Annotated in this window: 16 protein-coding genes; 1 reads left to right on the top strand and 15 read right to left on the bottom strand. The window is 65.0% G+C overall.

What is annotated here, in order from left to right:
* Positions 1 to 4: 4 nt before the first annotated feature.
* The 10 genes from CVS48_RS05080 to CVS48_RS05035 form a co-directional block, all read right to left on the bottom strand.
* The gene (locus tag CVS48_RS05080; RefSeq protein WP_100853527.1) at positions 5 to 817 is read right to left on the bottom strand and encodes an ABC transporter permease; all 813 of its coding nucleotides are present in this window, start codon (positions 815 to 817) and stop codon (positions 5 to 7) included.
* The gene (locus CVS48_RS05075) at positions 814 to 1626 is read right to left on the bottom strand and encodes an ABC transporter ATP-binding protein (protein WP_100853526.1); all 813 of its coding nucleotides are present in this window, start codon (positions 1624 to 1626) and stop codon (positions 814 to 816) included. Before CVS48_RS05075 ends, CVS48_RS05080 begins: the two co-directional genes overlap by 4 nt.
* Positions 1627 to 1800: 174 nt before the next feature.
* The gene (locus tag CVS48_RS05070; protein WP_100853525.1) at positions 1801 to 2430 is read right to left on the bottom strand and encodes an MlaC/ttg2D family ABC transporter substrate-binding protein; all 630 of its coding nucleotides are present in this window, start codon (positions 2428 to 2430) and stop codon (positions 1801 to 1803) included.
* 39 nt (positions 2431 to 2469) lie between these two features.
* Complete coding sequence (locus tag CVS48_RS05065; protein WP_100853524.1) at positions 2470 to 3270, bottom strand: MlaA family lipoprotein; 801 nt, start codon at positions 3268 to 3270, stop codon at positions 2470 to 2472.
* Positions 3271 to 3350: 80 nt separating this feature from the next.
* Positions 3351 to 3848, bottom strand: a complete 498-nt coding sequence (mlaD, locus tag CVS48_RS05060) for an outer membrane lipid asymmetry maintenance protein MlaD (protein WP_100857516.1) — start codon at positions 3846 to 3848, stop codon at positions 3351 to 3353.
* A 12-nt stretch (positions 3849 to 3860) separates the two neighbouring features.
* Entirely contained in the window at positions 3861 to 4649 is a 789-nt protein-coding gene (gene mlaE, locus CVS48_RS05055; protein WP_100853523.1) for a lipid asymmetry maintenance ABC transporter permease subunit MlaE, read from the bottom strand.
* The gene (locus CVS48_RS05050) at positions 4646 to 5482 is read right to left on the bottom strand and encodes an ABC transporter ATP-binding protein (RefSeq protein ID WP_100853522.1); all 837 of its coding nucleotides are present in this window, start codon (positions 5480 to 5482) and stop codon (positions 4646 to 4648) included. The genes mlaE and CVS48_RS05050 overlap by 4 nt, the downstream gene beginning before the upstream one ends.
* Before the next feature lie 288 nt (positions 5483 to 5770).
* On the bottom strand, positions 5771 to 6832 hold the full coding sequence (locus CVS48_RS05045; protein ID WP_100853521.1) for an NAD(P)H-dependent flavin oxidoreductase: 1062 nt from the start codon (positions 6830 to 6832) through the stop codon (positions 5771 to 5773).
* 17 nt (positions 6833 to 6849) lie between these two features.
* Positions 6850 to 7827 (bottom strand): Bug family tripartite tricarboxylate transporter substrate binding protein, encoded by a 978-nt coding sequence (locus tag CVS48_RS05040; RefSeq protein ID WP_100853520.1) that lies wholly within the window; start codon positions 7825 to 7827, stop codon positions 6850 to 6852.
* 24 nt (positions 7828 to 7851) lie between these two features.
* On the bottom strand, positions 7852 to 9192 hold the full coding sequence (locus CVS48_RS05035) for a YbfB/YjiJ family MFS transporter (RefSeq protein ID WP_100853519.1): 1341 nt from the start codon (positions 9190 to 9192) through the stop codon (positions 7852 to 7854).
* A gap of 64 nt (positions 9193 to 9256) precedes the next feature.
* Between CVS48_RS05035 and CVS48_RS05030 the strand changes: the two genes are divergently transcribed.
* The gene (locus CVS48_RS05030; protein WP_100853518.1) at positions 9257 to 10129 is read left to right on the top strand and encodes a LysR family transcriptional regulator; all 873 of its coding nucleotides are present in this window, start codon (positions 9257 to 9259) and stop codon (positions 10127 to 10129) included.
* A 50-nt stretch (positions 10130 to 10179) separates the two neighbouring features.
* On the opposite strand, the gene CVS48_RS05025 is transcribed toward CVS48_RS05030, so the two are convergent.
* From CVS48_RS05025 to CVS48_RS05015, 5 genes are all read right to left on the bottom strand, one after another.
* On the bottom strand, positions 10180 to 10818 hold the full coding sequence (locus tag CVS48_RS05025; protein ID WP_100853517.1) for an OmpW/AlkL family protein: 639 nt from the start codon (positions 10816 to 10818) through the stop codon (positions 10180 to 10182).
* A 314-nt stretch (positions 10819 to 11132) separates the two neighbouring features.
* Positions 11133 to 11288, bottom strand: coding sequence for a hypothetical protein (locus CVS48_RS29160; protein ID WP_157814451.1), 156 nt, complete (start codon positions 11286 to 11288; stop codon positions 11133 to 11135).
* A 75-nt stretch (positions 11289 to 11363) separates the two neighbouring features.
* Complete coding sequence (locus tag CVS48_RS29155; protein ID WP_157814451.1) at positions 11364 to 11519, bottom strand: hypothetical protein; 156 nt, start codon at positions 11517 to 11519, stop codon at positions 11364 to 11366.
* 205 nt (positions 11520 to 11724) lie between these two features.
* The gene (locus tag CVS48_RS05020; RefSeq protein WP_100853516.1) at positions 11725 to 13191 is read right to left on the bottom strand and encodes a glutamate synthase subunit beta; all 1467 of its coding nucleotides are present in this window, start codon (positions 13189 to 13191) and stop codon (positions 11725 to 11727) included.
* An 8-nt stretch (positions 13192 to 13199) separates the two neighbouring features.
* Positions 13200 to 17939, bottom strand: a complete 4740-nt coding sequence (locus CVS48_RS05015) for a glutamate synthase-related protein (RefSeq protein ID WP_100853515.1) — start codon at positions 17937 to 17939, stop codon at positions 13200 to 13202.
* Between the last annotated feature and the right edge of the window lie 102 nt (positions 17940 to 18041).

Genomic DNA, 18041 nt, shown 5'->3' with positions numbered 1-18041 from the left:
GACGTCAGTTCCTGAGTTTGTAGCCGCTGGCCAGAAGCCGCAGCGCGTAAAGCGAGAGCGCCAGGAATACCCCCGTCACCACCGCCAGGCTGCGCCAGGGCGAGACGTCCGACACCGAGAAGAATCCGTAGCGGAAACCGTCGATGGCGTAGAAGATGGGGTTCCAGTGGGACACGGCCTGCCAGAACGGCGGCAGGGTGTGGATGGAATAGAACACGCCGGACAGGAACGTCGCGGGCATGATCAAAAAGTTCTGGAAGGCGGCCAGTTGGTCGAATTTTTCAGACCACAGGCCCGCGACCACGCCCAGCACCGCCATGATGCCGCAGGACAGCACCGCGAAGACCAGCAGCCACAGCGGGTTGGCCGGCACCAGCGACACAAAGCACAGCGCCACGAACCAGACGAACACGCCCACCGTCAGGCCGCGCACGATGGCCGCCAGCACGAAGGCGCCGAAGATGTCGCGGTGCGACAGCGGCGGCAGCAGCATGAAGACCAGGTTGCCCGTGATGCGGCTTTGGATCAGAGACGAGGACGGGTTGGCGAAGGCGTTTTGCAGCATGCTCATCATCATCAGCCCGGGGATCAGGAACGCGGTGTAGGGCACGGTGCCATACACCATCAGGCGCCCTTCCAGCACGTGCGCGAAAACCAGCAGATACAGCAGCGCCGTGATGACGGGCGCGGCGATGGTCTGGAAACCCACCTTCCAGAAGCGCAGCAATTCCTTGCGCAGCAGGGTGGGAAAGCCGGAACCCGCATCCAGGCGGGGCTGCACCAGCGGCTGGCTGGCGGTCGCGTTGGACTGCGTCATGACGAGATCTCTTCAGGTTGCAGAGCGGGCGCGGCGGGTTCGTCGCCTTGGTGCATGATGCGCACGAAAGCGTCTTCCAGGTCGACACCGCCCACGCGCGCCATCAGCGCCTGCGTGGTGTCCAGCGCGACGATGCGGCCGCGCTTGAGCATGGCGATGCGGCCGCACAGGGCTTCCGCTTCTTCCAGGTAATGCGTGGTCAGCATGATGGTGTGGCCGGCCTTGTTCAGGCGCGAAATGAATTCCCACAGCGTGCGGCGCAGGTCGACGTCAACGCCCGCCGTGGGTTCGTCCAGCACGATGACCGGCGGGCGGTGCACCAGCGCTTGCGCCACCAGCACGCGGCGTTTCATGCCGCCGGACAGCGCGCGCATGTTGTTGTCGGCCTTGTCGGCCAGGCCCAGGTTGAACAGGATTTCGTCGATCCAGTCGTCGTTGTTGCGCAGGCCGAAGTAGCCGGACTGGATGCGCAGCGTTTCGCGCACGGTGAAGAACGGGTCGTAGACCAGCTCTTGGGGCACGACGCCCAGCGAACGCCGCGCGGCCTTGTAGTCGGTGACGACGTCATAGCCACAGACGCTGGCCCGGCCGGAAGTGGCGTGCGCCAAACCGGCAAGAATCGAAATCAGGGTGGTCTTGCCCGCGCCATTGGGCCCCAGCAGGCCGAAGAATTCGCCGTGCTCGATGTTCAGGCTGACGTTGTCCAGCGCCTGGAAGCCGGGGGTGGGCTTGCGCCCAAGCAGCTTTTGCCAGCCGCGCTGGCGCGGCGAGTAGATCTTGGAGACGTTTTCGAGACTGACGGCTGACATGACGGCGGGTGTTGCCCGGAAAAGAGCGAATTGATCATTATATAAGCGCGCCGTGACGGCAAGCGCCTATGGCCCCGGCGAGCGTGGGGGATGCACAGGTTATACGTCCCCGAAATAATCGGCCCGGCGGGCCACTGAGGGCGCGCCGGGCCGAAAGCAGCCGAAACCTTGCGCTTACTGGTTGCGCTTGTTCAGTGCCTGGATCAGGCCGTCGATGCCGCTCTGGTTGATCTGCTGCGCAAACTGGTTGCGGTAGTTTTCAATCAGCCAGATGCCTTCGACGTTCATGTCGTAGATCTTCCAGCCTTGCGGGGTCTTTTCCAGGCGGTAGTCCACGCCGGTGGGCTGGCCGTTGGACTGGCTGATCAGCGTGCGCACGACCACGTCGTCGGCCTTGGGATCGCCACGGAACGGCAGCGCCTTGACCGAGGTGTCGGGCGTGACGCGCGTCAGCGCGCCGCTGTAGGTACGAACCAGCGTGCCACGGAACGCATCGGCCAGTTCGGTCTTTTGCTGCTCGGAAGCCTGGCGCCAGAAGCGGCCGGCGGCCAGGCGTGTGGTCTTCTGGAAGTTGACGTACGGCAGGATGTGCTGGTTCACCACTTCGTTGATGCGCGCGGTGTTGCCGGCTTTGACGGCACCGTCGGCCTTCAGCACGTCCAGGGCCTCATTGGCCGTGGCGATGACGAATTGGTCGGGCGGGCCATTGGGATCGGGCTTGGCCTGGGCAGCGCCGGCCGCAACAAGGCCGACAAGGCCCGCGAAGGCCAGGCGTTGCAACAGGGAAACAAAAGCAAATCGCATCAAAACTCCTTACTGTACCGATGAACGCAAGGCCACAGCTTACTTGGTTGCGGGCGCCGGCGCCGGGGCGGCCTTGCCGGCGGCAGGGGCATCGTCCTCGTCGTCTTCGTAGTTGGGCAACGAGCTTTCGTCGTCAACGCGGTGGCCCATCACCATGGCGTTGCGGCGTTGCAGATAGGCGTCGCGGATGAAGCTGTACGGGTCCAGGGCCACGCGGTCGACCGTGTCGGTGGCGTCCAGCAGGCTGGCGCGGGTGTCGACCAGGCGCAGGCCCCACAGCGAGTTGCGCAGGCGCACGTTGTCGATGGAGTCGATGCCCATGTACCCGTAGGTGGTGCCGGCGAAGTCGCCGGCCAGGCCGACGCCGTCGCGCACGGACGACGAACCAAAGATCGGCAGCACCAGGTACGGGCCCTGGCCAAAGCCCCACACGCCCAGCGTGGTGCCGAAGTCGTTCGGGATCTTGCGCGCGCCATTGGCCGAGGCCACGTCAAAGCAGCCGCCCACGCCCATGGTGGTGTTGAACAGGAAGCGGCCCAGCGTGTTCACGAAGTCGTGGCCACGGCCTTGCAGGAAGCTGTTCGTGCCCGACCAGAGGTCGGTCATGTTGCTGAAGATGTTGTGCACGCAACTGCGCACGGGCTGCGGCGTGACGTAGGTATAGGCCTGGGCCACCGGCTTGAATACCGCGCGGTCGACCGTGTCATTGAACTTGTAAACGCCCCGGTTGAAGCCTTCCCACGGATCGCGCGGGTCCGGGTTCTGCGGCGCGGCACAGCCGGCCATCAGGACACCCGCCGCCGCGATGGTGGCAATTCGGGAAAGTGCGTTCTTGTTCATGATCAGGAGATCCCTATCAACGATTCTTATGTTACGGCGATGTCGAGGCGCGGCCCGTTACGGCCCGTTGCGCATCGTCTTTAATTTGGCGCTTTCGCGGCAGGTTCAGGCGAAGTGGTGCCTTCTTTTTCGGCGGACCCGTACAGGAACTGGCTGATCAACTGCTCCAGCACAACCGCGCTCTGTGTATAGCGGATTTTTCCGCCGTCGGTAAAGTTCTCTTCTTCGCTACCCGCCGTCAAGCCCAGGTACTGCTCGCCCAGCAAGCCGGATGTGAGGATCGAGGCCGACGAGTCTTTCGGAAACTGATAGGCCTTTTCCAGGTTCACCGACACGACCGCCTGGAAGGTCTTGTCGTCGAAGGTGATGCTGGACACGCGGCCCACCACAACGCCCGCGCTCTTGACGGCCGCGCGCGGCTTGAGGCCGCCTACGTTATCGAAATTGGCGGAAAGCGTATAGGTGGGGGCGAAGGAAAAGGTGCTGAGGTTGCCGGCCCGCAACGCCAGGAACACCAGCGCGACCGCGCCCAGCAATACGAACAGGCCTACCCAGAAGTCGGTTTTTTCGCGTGACATGATCAATCCGTTTCAATTTCCAAACATCAAGGCGGTGAGCAGGAAGTCCAGCCCAAGTACCGCCAGGGAACCCACGACCACGGTGCGCGTGGTGGCGCGCGCAACGCCCTCCGGGGTGGGCTTGGCCTGCCAGCCTTCGTAAAGCGCGACCAGTGTGACCGTGATGCCGAACACCACGCTCTTGATGACGCCGTTGGCCACGTCTTTCCAGACGTCGACGCCGCTTTGCATTTGCGACCAGAAAGCGCCCGCGTCCACGCCGATCATCACGACGCCGACGACCCAGCCGCCCAGGATGCCCACCATGGAAAACACCGCCGCCAAAATAGGCATGGCGATGATGCCGCCCCACAGGCGCGGCACCAGCACGCGGCGGATGGGGTCGACCGCCATGACTTCCATGGCGGCCAGTTGCTCGCCCGCCTTCATCAGGCCGATCTCGGCGGTGAGCGACGTGCCCGCCCGCCCCGCGAACAGCAGCGCCGTGACGACAGGCCCCAGTTCGCGCACCAGCGACAGCGCCACCAGCAGGCCCAGCGCTTCTTCGGAGCCGTAGCGGTTCAGCGTGTAATAGCCTTGCAGCCCCAGCACGAAGCCCACGAACATGCCCGACACGGCGATGATCAGCAGCGAATAGTTGCCGATGAAATGGACTTGCTGCGACACCAGGCGCGGCCGCGAGAACACGATGCCGCTGCGCGCCAGCATGCCGCCGAAAAAGCGGGTGAAAAAGCCGATGCCGGAGACTTGCTTGCGCACCCAGCCGCCCACCGCGTCGACCGCGTTGTTGGAACCGCTCATTCTTTGCGCCCTTTCTGTTGGGACAGCCACTTTTGGAAAGCGGGTGTCTCGGGGTACTGGAACGCGACCGGGCCGTCGGGTTCGCCTTTCAGGAATTGCTGGACATAGGGGTCTTGCGACGCCGACAGCGTTTCAGGCGTGCCGGCCGCGGCCAGCTTGCCCTGGCCGACGAGGTACACGTGGTCGGCGATGGAAAAGGATTCTTGAACGTCGTGGGTGATCAGCACCGAGGCGCAGCCCAGGCGGTCGGCCAGGTGGCGGATCAGGCGGGCGGTAATGCCCAGCGAGATCGGGTCCAGTCCGGCAAAGGGCTCGTCGTACAGGATGAGTTCGGGTTCCAGCACCACGGCGCGCGCCAAGGCCACGCGCCGCGCCATGCCGCCGGAGATTTCGGCAACCTTCAGATGCGCGGCAGCCCGCAGGCCAACGGCGTCGAGTTTGTCCAGTGCCCGCTCGGTAACGTCGGCTTCGGACAGGCGGGTGTGTTCGCGCAGCGGGAAAGCGACGTTTTCGAAGACGTTCAGATCGGTGAACAGCGCGCCTTGCTGGAACAGCACGCCCATGCGCTTGCGCAGGGCCTGCAATTCGTCGGGGTTGGCGCGGCTGATGTCCTGGCCGAATGCATGCACCTGGCCTTGCCGGGCGATGAGCTGGCCGGTGGCCGCGCGCAACAGCGTGGTCTTGCCCGAGCCCGAGCCGCCCATGATGGCGACCACTTCGCCCGCGCGCACGTCCATGGAGATGTCGCGCAAGACGGTGAAATCACCATAGCCTAGCGCCACACCGTCCAGGCGCAGGGCGAATTCCGGGGTGCTGCTTGATTGAGCGGGCATGGGCAACGAAAGGGTGTTTCGGTGGCGGAGCTTGCCCTGTCGGCTTGTCGATCCGCAGGGCGGATAGCCGAGGCTGCGGGGGCGAGACAAGCGGCGGCGGGAAGCGCCCGGTTACTCAGGTGCGGGGGCCAAGACAGACCATGGCTCCCAGCGGCGAGGCGCCATTGTAGCTCGACGCTTTGTAATCACAATGTAAGGGGCCGCCCGTGGAACAGTGTTTTCGGCATGGGGGACAATTCGGCCCGCCCCGGCTTGCCGGGGGGAGACCGGGATGCCGCCTGCCCGCGCCTAGCGGCGCGCCTGCGCAGTGGCGAATTCCCGCGCCAGGCGGCGGACCAGGTCCGCCGTGGACTCGCGCCGGGCCAGCGGCGCGGCCTGACCCGCCCACAGGGACAGAACATTGATGTTTCCCGCCTTGCCGCCTTCCGTGCGCATCGGGCGCGTCAGGGCGTTTTGCAGCGGATAAGGCAGGATGTCGGCCGCGATGGCGTCCGCGTCCTGCATGAAGGCGTTGGCGATGCCGCGCGCGGGGCGGCCGGAAAACGCCCGGGTCACGCGCGATTGTTCCGACCGCGATGCCGGCAGCACGGCCTTGTAGGCGTCGCTGATGCCGGATTCATCGGTCGTCAGAAAGGCCGTCCCCATTTGTGCCGCCTGGGCGCCCAGCGCCAGCGAGGCGGCGATGCCACGGCCATCCATGATGCCGCCGGACGCGATCACCGGCAGCGAGACCGCGTCCGCCATCTGGGGCACCAGCGCCATGGTGCCGATCAGCGATTGCTCGAAACCATCCAGGAACGTGCCGCGATGCCCGCCCGCTTCCGCGCCCTGGGCCACCACGGCGTCCACCCCGTCCTGCTCCAGCGTGACCGCTTCGCGTACCGTGGTGGCGGTGCCCACCGTCAGGATGCCCAGTTCGCGGCAGCGCGCCAGGACATCGGGGGCGATGCGGCCGAACGTGAAGCTGAAGACGGCGGGGCGCAGTCGCAGGATGGCGTCGATCTGGCCGGGCAGCGGATCCGCCTGCGGACCCGGCATGGTCGGGGCCGGCAGGCCCAATTGCGCGTGGTAGCGGGCCATCAAGGCCAGCATTCGGTTGGCATCGCCCTGCATTGGTTGGTCCGGCACGGTGGCGAACAGGTTGATCGCGAACGGCCGGTCCGTTTGGGCGCGGATGCCGACCACGGCGGCTTCAATCTGCGCCGGGCTCATGTAAGCCGCCCCAAGCGATCCCAGGACCCCCGCCTTGGATGCCTCCGACACCAGCTCCACCGTCGTGGCGCCGCCAGCCATGGGCGCCTGGATGATGGGATGGTCCAGCTTCAGCAGATCAAGCAGACGGGGGGACATGGGGTGACTCCTTTGGGTTATTGAAGCTGGATGTTTCCAGCCTTGATGACGTGGGCCCACTTTTCGGTTTCGCTCTTGATGAAGGCCGCGAATTCCTCGGGCGTGCCGCCGCCGGCCTGGCTGCCGGTGTCGGCAATGGCCTTTTGCACGTCCGGTTGTTTCAGGATGCGGTTGAACTCGGCGTTCAGCTTGGCGATGATCGGCGCGGGCGTGCCGGCCGGGGCGACGATGCCTTGCCAGTTGTAGGACTCAAAGCCGGTCAGGCCCGATTCGGCCATCGTCGGCACATTGGGCAACACGGCCAGGCGCTTGGCGGACGTGACGGCAATGGGGTGGATCTTGGAACCCTGGATGGCCGGCAGCGCCGAATAGCCCATTTCGAACATCATCGAGATATGGCCGCCCATCAAGTCGGTGGCGGCCAAGCTGCCGCCTTTGTAGGGCACGTGCACGATGTCGATCTTGGCTTGTTCACGGAACATTTCGCCCGACAGGTGATGCGCGCCGCCCACCCCGGACGAGCCGAACGACAGCTTGCCGGGTTGCTTCTTGGCCAGCGCGATCAGGTCGTCCAGCGTCTTGACCGGCAGCTCGTTGTTCACGCTAAGCACCAGCGGGCTGTTCTCGATCAGGATGATCGGCGCCAAGTCCTTTTGCGGGCTGTAGGGCATGTCCTTCATCAGCGTCGGGTTGACCGCCATGGGCGCCAGGTTGCCCGTGCCGATGGTGTAGCCGTCAGGCGCGGCCTTCGCGATCAGGTTGGTGCCGACCACGCCGCCCGCGCCCGCCTTGTTTTCAACCACGATGGGTTGCCCCAGCGATTCGCCCAGCTTGCGCGCCAGGAGGCGCACGCGCGTATCTGCAAAGCCACCCGGTGCGTAGGGCACGATCATGGTGATGGGCTTGGCGGGCCAGTCGGTGGCTTGGGCGTGGGCGGCGCCGCTGAAGGCGGTAACAGCCGCCAGGGTGGCAATCAGGGGGCGCAGTGCTTTCATGCTGGGTGACTCCTCGTTCTCTTTTTAATGGATACAGCCCTTGGGGCCGATCGCATTATGCCCAGCGCCTTCGCCTTCTGTCGTGATTTTTCCCAACCGCCAGGCCGACAGCGCCAGCAGCGCCGCGCCGCCGCCCAGCACCTGCGCCAGGCCAGCGCCCCAGTGGGCCGCCCACGATGCCAGGAGCGGTCCCAGGATCTGGCCCGCTGCAAAGGCGGCGGTCATGATGGCGGCGGCACGCGGGGCAGCGGCCCCCGCCATGCGCCGGGCCGTCAATATGCCGGCCTGAGTAATCACCATGAAGGTGCCGCCCACCAGCAGCGCGGCCACAATCACGGCGGCAATGTGGTGCCACAGCGCCGCCGCCAGCATGCCGGCGGCCATCAGCGCCTGTGCAGCTTGCCAGACGCGCTTTTCGTCGCGTCCGCGCGCCAGGCGGGGCACCAGCAGGCAAGACACCGCCGCCGCCAGGCCAAATAGCGGCCAGGCCCAGCCGAAGATCGCGGGGTTGGGGATCACCTGCTTGGCCATGGCGGGCAGGAATGTTGCGGGAATGATGTAGCCGACGCCGAACACGCCGTAGTGCATCGCCAGCCGGGGGATGACGCGGGGCAAGTGCGCGGTCGGTGTGTTTGGGGCGCTTGCAGCGCTTGGGGAGTTTGCAGCGTTTGCAGCGCTCGGGGCAACTGCAGCGTCTGGGGCAATTGCGGCGTTCGCAGCATTTGAGGAGATTGCGTCGTTCGCAGCGTTTGGCGCGGTCGGCGCCGCGGCTACCGCCGGCCGGTTCAGGCCCGGCCAAGCCATGGCGGACAGCGCCAGTGTCAGCGCGCCCAGCATCAGCCAATTGCCGTCGGCCCCCACCTGCCAGGCCATCAAAGCCAGGCAAGCCAGCCCCGTCAGCGCGATACCGGCCCCCACGCCGGCGTAGGTCAGCGCCGCCGTGGCGGGTTCGCGCGGGTCTCCTTGGGGCACGACGCGGCTGGAGGCCACGCAGATGAAGGCGCTGGCGCTGGCGTAACCGGCGGCAAGCCGCAGCACGCACCAGACCGCCACGTTATGCGCGAGCGGCATCGCCAGGGTCAAAAGCGCCACGGCCAGCAGGCTGATGGCAAGCTGGGCGCGGGCGTGGCGCACTGGCCAGGCCACGGCGGCCAGCGCGCCCAACAGGTAGCCGGCGTAGTTAGCCGATGCAATCCAGCTTCCCTGGGCCAGCGACAACCCGCCTTCCTGCGCCATCAGCGGCCACACCGGCGTAAAGGCGAATCGGCCGATGCCCATGGCGGCGGCCAGCGCCAGCGCGGCCGGCCAAGCCAGGCTGGCCGCGCTGCGGGAATCGGAAACGGAAGGGTAAGCAGGCGTTGACATGCGCCCACTCTACGGCTGTACTTATATCTTTAATAGTGAATTATTAAGAACACAGGTTCTTGAAATGAGAAACTTGGATCTCGATGCCTTGCAGATTTTCAAAGCGGTGGCCGACCAGGGCGGCGTGGCGCGCGCCGCCGCGCACTTGAACCGGGTGCAGTCCAACGTGTCGACCCGCTTGAAGCAGTTGGAGGCGTCGTTGAACGCCCCGCTTTTCCGGCGTCAGAATCGCCGGCTGGTGCTGTCGGATCAGGGGCGGGTGCTGCTGTCATACGCTGACCGCCTCTTGCGCCTGTCCGACGAAGCCCAGGCCGCCGTGCGCGATGGCGCGCCGCAAGGCGTGCTGCGCATCGGCACCATGGAAAGCACGGCGGCCGCGCGCTTGCCGCCGATTCTGGCGGCCTATCACGCGGCCTGGCCGCAAGTGGGCATTGAACTTGTCACCGGCACGTCGGGCGCGCTGGCGGCCAAGGTGCGCAACTACGAGATCGAAGCCGCTTTTGTGGCCCAGCCGTTTCCCGACGAGGGCCTGGCTGCGATGGATGCCTTCGATGAAGACTTGGCGTTGATCTCGCCGCTGGCCTGGGGCGACATCGACGGCGCCCGCGACGTGGGCGGCCGCACGGTGATCGCGTTCGCAGCGGGGTGCTCGTATCGGCGCATCCTGGAATCCTGGCTGAACCACGAAGGCGTGGCGCCGGGGCGCGTGATGGAATTTGCGTCGTATCACGCCATCGTGGCGTGTGTGGCCGCGGGCTCTGGCGTGGCCATCGTGCCGCGTTCGGTGTTGGCGGTGTTGGGGGCGGAGCATTCCGTGCGCGTCAGTGCTTTGTCCGGCCCGTACGGGCAGGCGCGCACGCAGTTGGTCTGGCGCGCGGATGACGACACACCCGCGCTGCAGGCGCTGCGTCGGCAGTTGCAGCCTGAAGGCAATTGATCTGGATGTGGGTTGCGCGGCATGTCGCGCGCAACCGGTCCTGCCACTGATCAGAAGCGGTAGCCGACGCCCAGCGTCGCCACCCAGGGGTCGATGCGCGCGGTGCCGATGTGCTGGCCGTCCAGCTTCACCTTCGACTTGATGTCGATGTAGCGGATGTCCGCGTTCATGAACCAGCGTTCATTGATCTTGAAGTCCGCGCCCAGTTGCGCGGCCACGCCCCAGGAATCGCCCATCTTCAAGTCCGAACCCTTCAGCGCGCCTTCGGCCTGGGTGTCGAAGAAGTGCGTGTAGTTGATGCCGACACCGATGTAAGGCTGGATCATGCTGTCCGGCAAGATGTGCCATTGCAGGCTTAGCGTGGGTGGCAGTTGCTTGCTGGACCCGATCTTGCCCAGGCCGCTGCCGCTGACGTCATGCTGGAACGGCCACGCGCCCAGCAGTTCAATCCCGATGTTGCGCGTCACCATGTAGCCCAGCGTGAAGCTGGGGCGCACGTTGTTGTTGGCGTCCAGCTTGACGCTGCCGTCGAGTACGGTGCCGTTGTTGGACGAGGGGCGAACCTGCGTGACGCCCACCCGGAACAGCACGTCGCCCGCTTCATGCGCGTGCGCCGGGGCGGCAAGCCCGCCGGCGGCGATCAGTCCGGCGATGGCGGTGGCGCGGATACGCCCGTTCAGCGAAAACATTTTTCTTCTCCGATCTTTCCATGAGGGTGAGGCCACAGGTTCTCAGACCTGGCGCCTGGCTCGATTGACGTGTATCAAGCCGTGAAAAGATGCGGACCGCGCCGTGGCGGCGCGGCAACAGGAGCTTTGCAAACGCACCGTAGGATGGGTGTAGCGCGAGAGATTCAAAAAGAGAACGCCAACGCAGATCGCGCGAAACCCATCAAGCAACGCCGGGTTCTTCTGAAGAGGAGCCACATTGCGAGCGCTGCATGATGGGTTGCGCGCGTTGGAGGGCAGCATTCTTCTATCGTTTCATCCGCGCTTCACCCATCCTACGCCAGCACCTTGCGCAACCGCGCCGAGGCAACCGCCGCTTCGCGACGCACCGTAGGATGGGTGTAGCGCGAGAGATTCAAAAAGAGAACGCCAACGCAGATCGCGCGAAACCCATCAAGCAACGCCGGGTTCTTCTGAAAGAGCAGCCACATTGCAAGCGCTGCATGATGGGTTGCGCGCGTTGGAGGGCAGCATTCTTCTATCGTTTCATCCGCGCTTCACCCATCCTACGCCAGCACCTTGCGCAACCGCGCCGAGGCAACCGCCGCTTCGCGACGCACCGTAGGATGGGTGTAGCGCGAGAGATTCAAAAAGAGAACGCCAACGCAGATCGCGCGAAACCCATCAAGCAACGCCGGGTTCTTCTGAAAGAGCAGCCACATTGCGAGCGCTGCATGATGGGTTGCGCGCGTTGGCGGGCAGCGTTCTTTTAACGCTTCATCCGCGCTACACCCATCCTACGCCAGCACCTGGGCGCCTGCCTGCGTCCAACCTGCAATGCCATCTGGTCGCCGCGTTCCCAAATAGCATTCGCCGCCTTGGCGCTACAGCGCGAAGGCGGCGAATGGGTTTTGCAGAGCCTGAGGATCAGCGCGGCAGTTCGCTGCTGCCCATCAGGAATTCATCCACCGAGCGTGCGCATTGGCGGCCTTCGCGGATGGCCCAGACCACCAGCGATTGGCCACGGCGCATGTCGCCCGCCGCGAAGACCTTTTCCACGTTGGTGCGGTAGTCGTCGGTGTTGGCGCGCACGTTGCCGCGCCCGTCGCGATCCACGCCGAAGGACTCCAGCACGGTCTGCACCGGCGACACAAAGCCCATGGCCAGCAGCACCAGGTCAGCCTTGATCTCGAACTCCGAGCCCTCGACTTCGCGCATCTTCATCTGGCCGGTGGCGTCGTCCTTGAACCATTCGACGCGCGCGCCGACCAGCTTTTCGACCTTGCCGTTGCTGCCCTTGAGCAGCTTGGTGGTCACGGACCAGTCGCGCTCGCAGCCTTCTTCGTGCGACGACGACGTGCGCATCTTCAACGGCCAGTACGGCCACGTCATGGTCTTGTTTTCGGATTCGGGCGGTTGCGGCATCAGCTCGAATTGCGTGACCGAGGCCGCGCCATGGCGGTTACTGGTGCCCACGCAGTCCGAACCCGTATCACCGCCGCCGATCACGACAACGTGCTTGCCCTTGGCCAGCGTCTGGTTCGTCAGGCGGTCACCCGCCACGGCCTTGTTCTGCTGGCGCAGGAAGTCCATGGCGAAATACACGCCCGACAATTCGCGGCCCGGAACCGGCAGGTCGCGCGGCGTTTCCGAACCGCCCGTCATGACGATCGCGTCGAATTCCGCCTTCAGCGATTCCGGCGTGCGCACCGTCAGGCCGTCGGCCACGGGGTCTTTCGGATTGCCGATGTAGGTGGACGGCGCGAACTCCACGCCTTCCGCTTCCATCTGCGAGATGCGGCGGTCGATCTGGTGCTTTTCCAGCTTGAAGTCGGGGATGCCGTAGCGCAGCAGGCCGCCGATGCGGTCGCTCTTTTCGAACAGCGTCACCGAGTGGCCGGCACGCGCCAGTTGCTGTGCGCACGCCATGCCGGCGGGGCCGGAGCCCACCACCGCGACCTTCTTGCCCGTCTTGCGGGCCGGCACTAGCGGCGCCACCCAGCCTTCTTCCCAGCCCTTGTCGATGATCGCGTGCTCGATGGACTTGATGCCCACGGCGTCGCTGTTGATGTTCAAGGTACAGGCGGCTTCACATGGCGCCGGGCAGATGCGGCCGGTGAACTCGGGGAAGTTGTTGGTGGAGTGCAGCACGTCCAGCGCGCGGCGCCAGTCCTGCTTGTACACCAGGTCATTCCAGTCAGGGATGATGTTGTTGACCGGGCAGCCGTTGTTGCAGAACGGGATGCCGCAGTCCATGCAGCGCGCGGCTTGCTGCTTGGCCTGGTCATCCGTCAGGTGCAGCACGAATTCGCGCCAGTTCTTCAGCCGCTTCTGCGGGGCCTCGGAGGCCTCCTGCAGACGCTGAAATTCCATAAAGCCAGTTATCTTTCCCATGGTATTCCTCACGCAGCCAATTGTTGCTGATTGGCCGCACGCCACATTTCACCCAATGCGCGACGGTAGTCCGTCGGCATGACCTTTACGAACTTGCCGCGCGAGGCTTCCCAGTCGCCCAGGATTTCGCGGGCGCGGTAGCTGCCGGTGTAGCGGAAGTGGTCTTCCACCAGGCGGCGCAAGATGGTTTCATCCGTCTCGCGTTCGCCACCGCGCTGCGCGCTGTGCCAGATGTCGATGTTGTTCAGCGCTTGCTGTTCCGCATGCGGCGCCACGCTTTCCAGTTCCACCATGGACAGGTTCACGCGGTGCTTGAGCGTGCGTTCCGGGTCCCACACGTAGGCCACGCCGCCCGACATGCCGGCCGCGAAGTTACGGCCCGTGGCGCCCAGCACCACGACCGTGCCGCCCGTCATGTATTCGCAGCCGTGGTCGCCCGTGCCTTCCACAACCGTCGCCGCGCCCGAGTTACGCACTGCGAAACGTTCGCCGGCCACGCCGTTGAAGAACGCCTCGCCCGCCAACGCGCCGTACAGCACGGTGTTGCCGGCAATGATGTGGTCGGGGCCGAAGCCGCGGAAGTCATTGGGCGAGCGCACGATGATGCGGCCGCCGGACAAGCCCTTGCCGACGTAGTCGTTGCCTTCGCCCACCAGGTCCATCGTGATGCCGTGCGCCAGGAACGCGCCGAAGCTTTGGCCGGCGGTGCCGTTGCACTGGATGTGGATGGTGTCGTCCGGCAGGCCGTCGTGGCCATAGCGCGAGGCCACGGCGCCCGACAGCATGGCGCCGATCGTGCGGTTGCGGTTGCGCACCGGTACGATGAACGACACCTTCTCGCCGCGCTCAAGCGCGGGGCGGCTGCGGTCGATCAATTGGTGGTCCAGCGCGTTGGCCAGGCCGTGGTCCTGCTCTTCGGTCTGGCGCACATCGGCGTCGGACTGCGTTTGATGGAACACGCGGGCGAAGTCCAGGCCTTGCGCTTTCCAGTGTTCCACGCCCGAACGCATGTCCAGCAGATCGGCGCGGCCGATCAGGTCGTCGAACTTGCGGATGCCCAACTGCGCCATGATCTCGCGCACTTCTTCGGCGATGAAGAAGAAGAAGTTCACGACGTGTTCCGGCTTGCCCTGGAATTTCTTGCGCAGGACCGGGTCTTGCGTGGCCACGCCCACCGGGCAGGTGTTCAGGTGGCACTTGCGCATCATGATGCAGCCTTCAACGACGAGCGGCGCCGTCGCGAAACCGAATTCATCCGCGCCCAGCAGCGCGCCGATGACGACGTCGCGGCCGGTCTTCATCTGGCCGTCGGCCTGCACGCGGATGCGGCTGCGCAGGCGGTTCAAAACCAGCGTCTGCTGCGTTTCGGCCAGGCCCAGTTCCCACGGCGTGCCCACATGCTTGATGGACGACACCGGGGATGCGCCCGTGCCGCCGTCATGGCCGGCGATCACAACGTGATCGGCCTTGGCCTTGGCAACACCGGCGGCCACCGTGCCCACGCCCACTTCGGACACCAGCTTGACCGACACCGAGGCCTTGGAATTCACGTTCTTCAGATCGTGGATCAGTTGGGCCAGGTCTTCAATGGAATAGATGTCGTGGTGCGGCGGGGGCGAAATCAAGCCCACGCCCGGCACGGAATAGCGCAGCTTGGCGATGTATTCCGACACCTTGTGGCCGGGCAACTGGCCGCCTTCGCCGGGCTTGGCGCCCTGGGCCATCTTGATCTGGATCTGATCGGCGGACGACAGGTATTCGGCGGTCACGCCGAAACGGCCCGACGCCACCTGCTTGATCTTCGAACGCAGCGAGTCGCCCTTCTTCAGCGCAACGTCGGCTTCGATACGGTCCGAACCCAGCAGCGAGGCCAGCGTGTCGCCATCCTTGATGGTGCTCTTGCCTTCGCGCATTTCGGCGCGGTAGCGCAGTTCGTCTTCGCCGCCTTCGCCGGTGTTGGACTTGCCGCCGATGCGGTTCATGGCCACGGCCAGCACCGAGTGCGCTTCGGTCGAGATCGAACCCAGCGACATGGCGCCGGTGGCAAAGCGCTTGACGATGTCCTTGGCCGATTCCACGTCATCCAGCGGAATGGCGCGCGTGGGGTCGAAGCGGAACTCGAACAGGCCGCGCAAGGTCATGTGGCGACGGCTTTGGTCGTTGATGATCTGCGCGTATTCCTTGTACGTGCGGTAGTTGTTGGCGCGCGAGGCGTGCTGCAGCTTGGCGATGGAATCCGGCGTCCACATGTGCTCTTCGCCGCGCACGCGGTAGGCGTATTCGCCGCCCGCGTCCAGGTCGTTGGCCAGCACCGGGTCGGTGCTGAAAGCAGCGCGATGCTGGCGCAGCGCTTCTTCGGCCACCTGGAAAATACCGATGCCTTCGATGTTGGACGAGGTGCCGGTGAAGTACTTGTCCACCAGCTTGCTTTGCAGGCCCACGGCTTCGAAGATCTGCGCGCCGGTGTAGGACATATAGGTCGAAATGCCCATCTTGGACATGACCTTGTTCAAGCCCTTGCCGATGGCCTTGATGAAGTTCTTGACCGCCTTTTCGGGGTCATTCATCTTGCCCAGCGATTCCAGCGCCAGGTAGGGGTGGATGGCTTCGGCGCCGTAGCCGCCCAGCAGCGCGAAGTGGTGCACTTCACGCGCCGAACCGGTTTCCACGACCAGGCCGGTGTTGGTGCGCAGGCCGGCGCGGATCAGGTGTTGGTGCACGGCGGACGTTGCCAGCAGCGCGGGGATGGCCACGCGCTCGCTGTCGACCAGGCGGTCCGACACGATCAGGATGTTGTAGCCGCTTTGCACCGCATCGACGGCGCGCGCGCACAGCGCGGCCACGCGGGCTTCAATGCCCTCGGAGCCCCAGGCGGCGGGGTACGTGATGTCGAGTTCGAAGCTGCGGAATTTCTTGCCCGTGACCTGTTCGATGTCGCGGATCTGCGCCATGGCGGCGAAGTCCAGCACCGGCTGGGACACTTCCAGGCGCAGCGGCGGATTGACGTTGTTGATGTCCAGCAGGTTGGGCTTGGGGCCGATGAACGACACCAAGGACATCACCAACTGTTCGCGGATGGGGTCGATGGGCGGGTTCGTGACCTGCGCGAACAACTGGCGGAAATAGTTGTAGAACGGCTTGGCGCGGTCGGACAGCACGGCCAGCGGGGCGTCGTTGCCCATCGAGCCGATCACTTCTTCGCCCGTGGACGCCATGGGTTCCAGGATGAACTTGTAGTCTTCCTGGGTCCAGCCGAAGGCTTGCTGGCGGTCCAGCAGCGACACGGCCGACTGCGTGGCAACGGCGGTCTGGCGCGGCGCGGGCAGCGATTCCAGCTTGATCTGCAGGCGCTCGATCCATTGGCGGTACGGGCGGCTGTTGGCCAGTTGCAGCTTGATTTCGGCGTCGTCGATGATGCGGCCTTGTTCCAGGTCGATCAGGAACATCTTGCCCGGCTGCAAGCGCCACTTCTTGACGATGCGGTTTTCCGGAATCGACAGCGTGCCGGCTTCGGACGCCAGGATGACCATGTCGTCATCGGTGACCAGATAGCGGGCGGGGCGCAGGCCATTGCGGTCCAGCGTGGCGCCGATCTGGCGGCCATCGGTGAACGCGACGGCGGCGGGGCCGTCCCACGGCTCCATCATGGCGGCGTGGTATTCGTAGAAAGCGCGGCGCGACTCGTCCATCTGCGTGTGCTGTTCCCAGGCTTCCGGGATCATCATCATCATGGCGTGGGCCAGCGAGTAGCCCGAATTCACCAGCAGTTCCAGGCAGTTGTCGAACGTCGCGGTGTCCGACTGGCCTTCATAGACGATGGGGTACAGCTTCTTCAGGTCGTCACCCAGCACGGCCGACTGCATCATGCCTTCGCGGGCGCGCAGCCAGTTGAAGTTGCCCTTGACCGTGTTGATTTCGCCGTTGTGGGCAATCATGCGGTACGGGTGGGCCAGCGGCCAGGCGGGGAACGTGTTCGTCGAGAAGCGTTGGTGCACCAGCGCCAGGGCGGACACCGTGCGGGTGTCGGCCAGGTCGCGGTAGTAGCGGCCAACCTGGTCGGCCAGCAGCAGGCCCTTGTAGACCACGGTGCGCACCGATGCCGACGGCACGAAATATTCCTTGCCGTGGGCCAGATGCATGGCCTGGATGGCGTGGCTGGCGGTCTTGCGGATGACGTACAGCTTGCGTTCCAGCGCGTCCGGCACCATCACGTCGGCGCCACGGCCGATGAACAACTGGCGGATGACGGGTTCGCAGTCGCGCACGGTGGGCGACATGGGCATGTCGACGTCCACCGGCACATTGCGCCAGCCCAGCACGACCTGGCCTTCGGCGCGCACCGAGCGTTCAAGCTCTTGCTCGCAAGCCAGGCGCGAGGCGGTTTCCTTGGGCAGGAACACCATGGCCACGCCGTATTCGCCCGGAGGCGGCAGGATGATGCCTTGCTGGCTGAGCTCGTCGCGATAGAGCGTGTCGGGAATCTGGATCAGGATGCCCGCGCCGTCGCCCATCAGCTTGTCCGCGCCAACCGCGCCGCGGTGGTCCAGGTTTTCAAGGATCTTCAGGCCTTGCTGGATGATCGCGTGGCTTTTCTTGCCCTTGATGTGCGCAACGAATCCAACGCCGCAGGCGTCATGCTCGTTCTTGGGGTGGTACAGACCCTGGGCCGCGGGCATACCGATGCGGGACGCATCGATAGGGGTGGCCTTGGGCGTGGGACAGGATTCGATCGGGGTAATTTGGGGCATGGCGCGCTCCGCAGTGAGCCTGCGTCGTAATGTTGCAGTGCAGGAGACGGACAATACCCCCACCAGGGGTAGGGTGCAATAAAAACAAAAGGGGTATGACCC

The organism is Achromobacter spanius (assembly GCF_002812705.1).
Classification (GTDB): Bacteria; Pseudomonadota; Gammaproteobacteria; order Burkholderiales; family Burkholderiaceae_B; genus Achromobacter; species Achromobacter spanius.
The sequence above is the reverse complement of the archived record's forward strand: the minus strand, read 5'-3'. Positions and strand labels throughout refer to the sequence as shown.

Excerpts from the sequence above, each read along its gene's own strand:
- CVS48_RS05045 (WP_100853521.1), bottom strand. The coding sequence starts at position 6,832 with ATGTCCCCCCGTCTGCTTGATCTGCTGAAGCTGGACCATCCCATCATC.
- CVS48_RS05015 (WP_100853515.1), bottom strand. The coding sequence starts at position 17,939 with ATGCCCCAAATTACCCCGATCGAATCCTGTCCCACGCCCAAGGCCACC.
- CVS48_RS05020 (WP_100853516.1), bottom strand. The coding sequence starts at position 13,191 with ATGGGAAAGATAACTGGCTTTATGGAATTTCAGCGTCTGCAGGAGGCC.
- CVS48_RS05035 (WP_100853519.1), bottom strand. The coding sequence starts at position 9,192 with ATGTCAACGCCTGCTTACCCTTCCGTTTCCGATTCCCGCAGCGCGGCC.
- CVS48_RS29160 (WP_157814451.1), bottom strand. The coding sequence starts at position 11,288 with ATGTGGCTGCTCTTTCAGAAGAACCCGGCGTTGCTTGATGGGTTTCGC.
- CVS48_RS05040 (WP_100853520.1), bottom strand. The coding sequence starts at position 7,827 with ATGAAAGCACTGCGCCCCCTGATTGCCACCCTGGCGGCTGTTACCGCC.
- CVS48_RS05075 (WP_100853526.1), bottom strand. The coding sequence starts at position 1,626 with ATGTCAGCCGTCAGTCTCGAAAACGTCTCCAAGATCTACTCGCCGCGC.
- CVS48_RS05070 (WP_100853525.1), bottom strand. The coding sequence starts at position 2,430 with ATGCGATTTGCTTTTGTTTCCCTGTTGCAACGCCTGGCCTTCGCGGGC.
- mlaD (WP_100857516.1), bottom strand. The coding sequence starts at position 3,848 with ATGTCACGCGAAAAAACCGACTTCTGGGTAGGCCTGTTCGTATTGCTG.
- CVS48_RS05050 (WP_100853522.1), bottom strand. The coding sequence starts at position 5,482 with ATGCCCGCTCAATCAAGCAGCACCCCGGAATTCGCCCTGCGCCTGGAC.
- mlaE (WP_100853523.1), bottom strand. The coding sequence starts at position 4,649 with ATGAGCGGTTCCAACAACGCGGTCGACGCGGTGGGCGGCTGGGTGCGC.
- CVS48_RS05080 (WP_100853527.1), bottom strand. The coding sequence starts at position 817 with ATGACGCAGTCCAACGCGACCGCCAGCCAGCCGCTGGTGCAGCCCCGC.
- CVS48_RS29155 (WP_157814451.1), bottom strand. The coding sequence starts at position 11,519 with ATGTGGCTGCTCTTTCAGAAGAACCCGGCGTTGCTTGATGGGTTTCGC.
- CVS48_RS05065 (WP_100853524.1), bottom strand. The coding sequence starts at position 3,270 with ATGAACAAGAACGCACTTTCCCGAATTGCCACCATCGCGGCGGCGGGT.
- CVS48_RS05025 (WP_100853517.1), bottom strand. The coding sequence starts at position 10,818 with ATGTTTTCGCTGAACGGGCGTATCCGCGCCACCGCCATCGCCGGACTG.
- CVS48_RS05030 (WP_100853518.1), top strand. The coding sequence starts at position 9,257 with ATGAGAAACTTGGATCTCGATGCCTTGCAGATTTTCAAAGCGGTGGCC.